This window comes from Vulcanococcus sp. CPBay_Sum15L08_68, from assembly GCF_017855895.1.
Taxonomy (GTDB): Bacteria; Cyanobacteriota; Cyanobacteriia; order PCC-6307; family Cyanobiaceae; genus Vulcanococcus.
This window is the reverse complement of the sequence record NZ_JAFMFX010000098.1, coordinates 1-4153: the sequence shown is the minus strand read 5'-3', so window position 1 is coordinate 4153 and position 4153 is coordinate 1. Positions and strand designations below refer to the sequence as shown.

6 protein-coding genes are annotated in these 4153 nt (G+C 67.7%); 2 read left to right on the top strand and 4 right to left on the bottom strand.

Features of this window, described 5'->3' with window-relative positions; all coding sequences use genetic code 11:
* Positions 1-949, bottom strand: a 949-nt coding sequence (locus QZ189_RS10745) for an FAD-dependent oxidoreductase (RefSeq protein WP_296421744.1), incomplete at its 3' end; no start/stop codon positions are given.
* Between the two features lie 4 nt (positions 950-953).
* Positions 954-1517, bottom strand: coding sequence for a photosystem II reaction center PsbP (gene psbP, locus QZ189_RS10740; RefSeq protein WP_010317848.1), 564 nt, complete (start codon positions 1515-1517; stop codon positions 954-956).
* Positions 1518-1624: 107 nt separating this feature from the next.
* Between psbP and recR the strand changes: the two genes are divergently transcribed.
* Together recR and lipA are read left to right on the top strand one after the other, a co-directional pair.
* Positions 1625-2203, top strand: coding sequence for a recombination mediator RecR (gene recR, locus QZ189_RS10735; protein ID WP_071777998.1), 579 nt, complete (start codon positions 1625-1627; stop codon positions 2201-2203).
* 4 nt (positions 2204-2207) lie between these two features.
* Positions 2208-3113 carry a lipoyl synthase gene (lipA, locus tag QZ189_RS10730; RefSeq protein ID WP_296421743.1) on the top strand — a complete coding sequence of 302 codons (906 nt, stop codon included), beginning with the start codon at positions 2208-2210 and terminating at the stop codon, positions 3111-3113.
* On the opposite strand, the gene QZ189_RS10725 is transcribed toward lipA, so the two are convergent.
* Both QZ189_RS10725 and QZ189_RS10720 read right to left on the bottom strand, forming a co-directional pair.
* Positions 3114-3485 carry a DUF1622 domain-containing protein gene (locus tag QZ189_RS10725; RefSeq protein WP_247479046.1) on the bottom strand — a complete coding sequence of 124 codons (372 nt, stop codon included), beginning with the start codon at positions 3483-3485 and terminating at the stop codon, positions 3114-3116. It abuts the gene before it with no gap.
* A gap of 9 nt (positions 3486-3494) precedes the next feature.
* Positions 3495-4153: DUF429 domain-containing protein (locus QZ189_RS10720; protein WP_296421742.1), on the bottom strand; the 659-nt coding region annotated here is incomplete at its 5' end.

Here is a 4153-nt window from a genome sequence, read left to right as displayed (position 1 = left end):
CCGCGAGCACCTCCGCCAGCAGCGGCGCGAGCACCGGCACCTGGGCGAAGCCGCCGCTGAAGCCGCTGAAGCCAAACAGTCCTGGGGCGTCCGCCAGGGGGCCAGCGAAGGGAATCCCCGTGCGGCTGAAGGCCACGGGGACCTGATGCCAGCGGCCAGGCGCCTCAGCGAGGCCCTTGGGCAACCCGGATGCAGCGATGGCCTGCCTCAGCTCCTGCTCCAGCGCAGGCGGGGGGGCCTGCAGGGACAAGCCAGGAGCAAAGCTGCTGACCTGCCCCAAGAGCGCCCCAGCGCCGCGGGGCACGAGCCCGGCATCCACGACGGTCCGAGGGGCCTGGAGTTCCGCGCTCGATCGCTCCATCGCCGGGCGCTGGAACTGGGCCGGCAGCCGCAGGCCATGGGCCGGCGCTTCGGGCAACTCCAGCACTCCCGCCCAGCTGCTGCGCAGCGCCTCAGGCCAGGCCGGCCAAAGACCGCGGCAGCCCGCACCGGCGGCCAGCACCAGCTGGGGACTGGAGTGGGCCGAGCCATCGCTGCAACGCACCAGCCACTCCCCCTGCTGACGCTCAAGGCTCAGCGCCTCAGCGGAGACGTAACGGACGCCGGCCTGCTTCAGCAGCTCAGGAAGGTACGCATGGAAACGCTCTGTATCCACCTGGGATCCCGGCAAGGGCAAGAGACGCGCCCAGGGCTTGCCACCGTGGAGATGGATGCGCGCGCTGGACCAGCCGAGATCGCCATAGCGGCGTTGCAGATCGCGCCAGAGGCCAGCGGCCTTGGCAGAGCGGATCGCAAGAGCTGAGGTGCCCAGCGGCCAACCCGGGATCACCCCGTAGCTCCACTCCGTCGCCGAGGGCTGCTGGCCGGCGATCAGACAAACATCAACGCCGCGCTCCCGCAGGGCGAGGGCCAGCAGTCCACCCGCCAAGCCCCCGCCAACGATCAACACCCGATCAGATCCGCAGGGTGAAGGAGGTGATCACCTGGTGGAACAGGCCCTTGACCTTCGGCCAGCGCATCTCGTTGGTGCTGGCGGCAAAGGTGTAGAGCCGGCCGCGGTCCACAACGACCGTCGCCAGCTCATGGCGATCACGGTCGGGAAGGTGAACGGCGTACTCCAGGTCGTAGAAGGTGCGCCCGCCGTCCTCACGCTCGGAGGCCTCCACCAGTTCCGCCTCGCGGCCGCTGCCGTCCGGGGCGATCACCACGCGGCGCAGCTTCTCGCCCACCGCAACCGCACTACCAAGGTTCTCCAGGCTGTTGGTCTCATTCACATCCGAGACCACCAGGCTGAGGGTTTCATCGGCATTGATCAGGTCGTGGAAGACCACCTGGGGACCCTCGGTGACCTGCACCCGGGTCCAGCCCGTCGGATAGAGGAAGGCGTAGCGCCCATCCGAGCTTTGGAAGGAATTGAGACCGGCCGCGACCGCACTGCAGCTCACCAGCACCAGCACCAGGCCAAGGGCCAGGAACGAACGCAGTCCTCGGGAGATCCAGCGGGTCAGCACGGCCATTGATCAGCGCTTCAGCGCAGCCATTCTCACGCGCCGCCGCAGGTCTTGCGGTTCCTCTTAGATTCACGCCAGTTGCCTCAAGGGATCTGAGCGGCTTCACCAGACCCCTGGCACGGCTGATTGATCAGTTCGAGCGGCTTCCCGGCATCGGGCCGCGCACGGCCCAGCGCCTGGCGCTGCACCTGTTGAACCAACCCAGCGAGCAAATCCAGGCGTTCGCCGATGCGCTGCTGGCCGCCCGCAGCCAGGTGGGTCAGTGCCAGCGCTGCTTTCACCTCTCGGCCGACCCCCTCTGCGAGATCTGCCGCAACGAAGAACGCAGCACCGGGGTGCTCTGCGTGGTCGCCGATTCCCGTGACCTGCTGGCCCTCGAGCGCACCCGCGAGTTCAAGGGGAGCTATCACGTGCTCGGCGGGCTGATCTCGCCCATGGATGGCATCGGCCCAGAGCTGCTGCACATCCAGCCGCTGGTGGAGCGGGTGGATCGCGACGGCATCAGCGAAGTGATCCTGGCCCTCACCCCCAGCGTGGAGGGGGACACCACCAGCCTCTATCTGGCCCGCCTGCTCAAACCCTTCACCCAGGTCAGCCGCATCGCCTACGGGCTGCCGGTGGGCAGCGAACTGGAATACGCCGATGAGGTCACCCTGGCGCGGGCCCTCGAGGGGCGGCGGCGGATGGAGTGAGCGCATGAGCCGCTACAGCCAGATCCCACCCAAGGAGCGCCTACCGGACTGGATCCGCACCCCCATCGGCGCGGCCAGCGCCCTGGAGTCGGTCCAGGCCGTGGTCAAGCAGCAACGGCTCCACACCATCTGTGAGGAGGGCCGCTGCCCCAATCGGGGGGAGTGCTACGCCTCCGGAACCGCGACGTTCTTGCTGGGGGGATCGATCTGCACCCGCAGCTGCGCCTTCTGCCAGGTGGACAAGGGGCAGGCACCGGAGCCCCTCGATGACCAGGAAGCCGAGCGCGTGGCTGAGGCCGTCGAGACCCTGGGACTGCGCTATGTGGTGCTGACCTCGGTGGCCAGGGATGACCAGAGCGACCACGGCGCGACGCTCTTCACCCGGGCCATGGCCGCCATCCGGGCCCGCAATCCACTGATCGCCATCGAGGTGCTCACCCCCGACTTCTGGGGGGGCCACCGCGAGGAAGCCGAGGCGATCACGGCCCAACGCCAACGGCTGCAGACGGTCCTCTCGGCAGCGCCCGTCTGCTTCAACCACAACCTCGAGACGGTGGAGCGTCTCCAGGGGGAGGTCAGGCGTGGGGCCACCTACAGCCGCTCCCTCGGCCTTCTGGCAGCCGCCCGCGAGCTAGCGCCAGAGATCCCCACCAAGAGCGGGCTGATGCTCGGTCTGGGTGAAGGCTTCGAGGAGGTGGTCGAGGCGATGCGCGATCTCCGCGCGGTGGACTGCCAGCGGCTGACCATCGGCCAATACCTCAGGCCCTCCCTGGCCCATCTCCCGGTGGATCGCTACTGGACGCCCGAGGAGTTCGAGGAACTCGGGAGCATCGCCAAGGGGCTGGGCTTCAGCGACGTGCGCTCCGGCCCCTTAGTGCGCAGCAGCTATCACGCTGGAGACCAGAGCTAGCTAGCTGGCTTGATGGCGATCCTCCTGGCGCAATTCCAGGGCCAAGAAATAGTTCAAGAAGGTCCGAATCAACGCCACCGCCCCCAGCTGGATCAGGGCATTGGGCTCGCGGCTGATCGTGGTCAAGACCACATCAGCCCCGAGCTGAAACTCCAGCGCCAGGGCGACCCAGGAGCCAAAGGTCACCCGGGCCATCGTCACCGGCCCGCGTTGGATCAGATGGGGCGGAATCTCCCGCAGCCGCAACTTGCGCGCCCCACTGAGAACGGCCACCAGGCCAATCGCGACGGAAATCAGCGAGAGGAACTCCAGCAACTGGCGAAGCGCTTGGGCCGAATGAGTCAGCAGCAGCTCCATCCCATGCAGATCCATCGCCTCAGGTCACTCGGTGCTGACGGCAGTGTGGCGCGTGCGACCGGGCAACACCAGCAACCCACCCTCGGGTTCGCCATAGATCTCTGCCGCGGCCGACTGGGCGATGCGCTGGGCGGCTAGGGCACAGACCGCCGCATCAATCCAATCGATGCTGCTCAAGCCATCGAGTGCCAAGCCAAAGCGCACCAGTAGCGCTGAACGTTGCTCCAACTTGAACGCCGCTTTCACCTCGATCTGCGGCGAGAGGGCGACGGTGATGCCGTGGGGAAAGCTCTCAAAACAGCAGCGCCCGGCCAGCGCCTGGGCATCACGGGCAATCGGCACCCCGCACCGCTGCAAGGCTTGATAGAGCGCCTCGCCGCGCAGCACCCAGCCATAGAAGTTGCTGCGGCTCGCCAGAGCCGCCTGCCGCGTCGGGGTGGCAAAACAACGCACCCCCTGGGCCGCGAGCTGGCGTTCGCACAGGCGCGAGCGCTCGCCAGGCAGGGCCCAACCGCAGGGGGCATCGATCGCGATCCGCTCCGCCCCGAGACACCAGCGTGCCAACGCCTCCGGATCAGGCGTATTGAGCTGGTCAATGACGGTTTGCTCTTCAAGCAGGACGGCATGGAAGCCCTTGCGGGCGCCGCCCACATCAATGCCGGCGACGATCACAGCCGGCGGCT

Bases quoted from the DNA above. Each gene is read 5' to 3' on its own strand.
- QZ189_RS10725 (WP_247479046.1), bottom strand. From the start codon at position 3,485: ATGGATCTGCATGGGATGGAGCTGCTGCTGACTCATTCGGCCCAAGCG.
- psbP (WP_010317848.1), bottom strand. From the start codon at position 1,517: ATGGCCGTGCTGACCCGCTGGATCTCCCGAGGACTGCGTTCGTTCCTG.
- lipA (WP_296421743.1), top strand. From the start codon at position 2,208: ATGAGCCGCTACAGCCAGATCCCACCCAAGGAGCGCCTACCGGACTGG.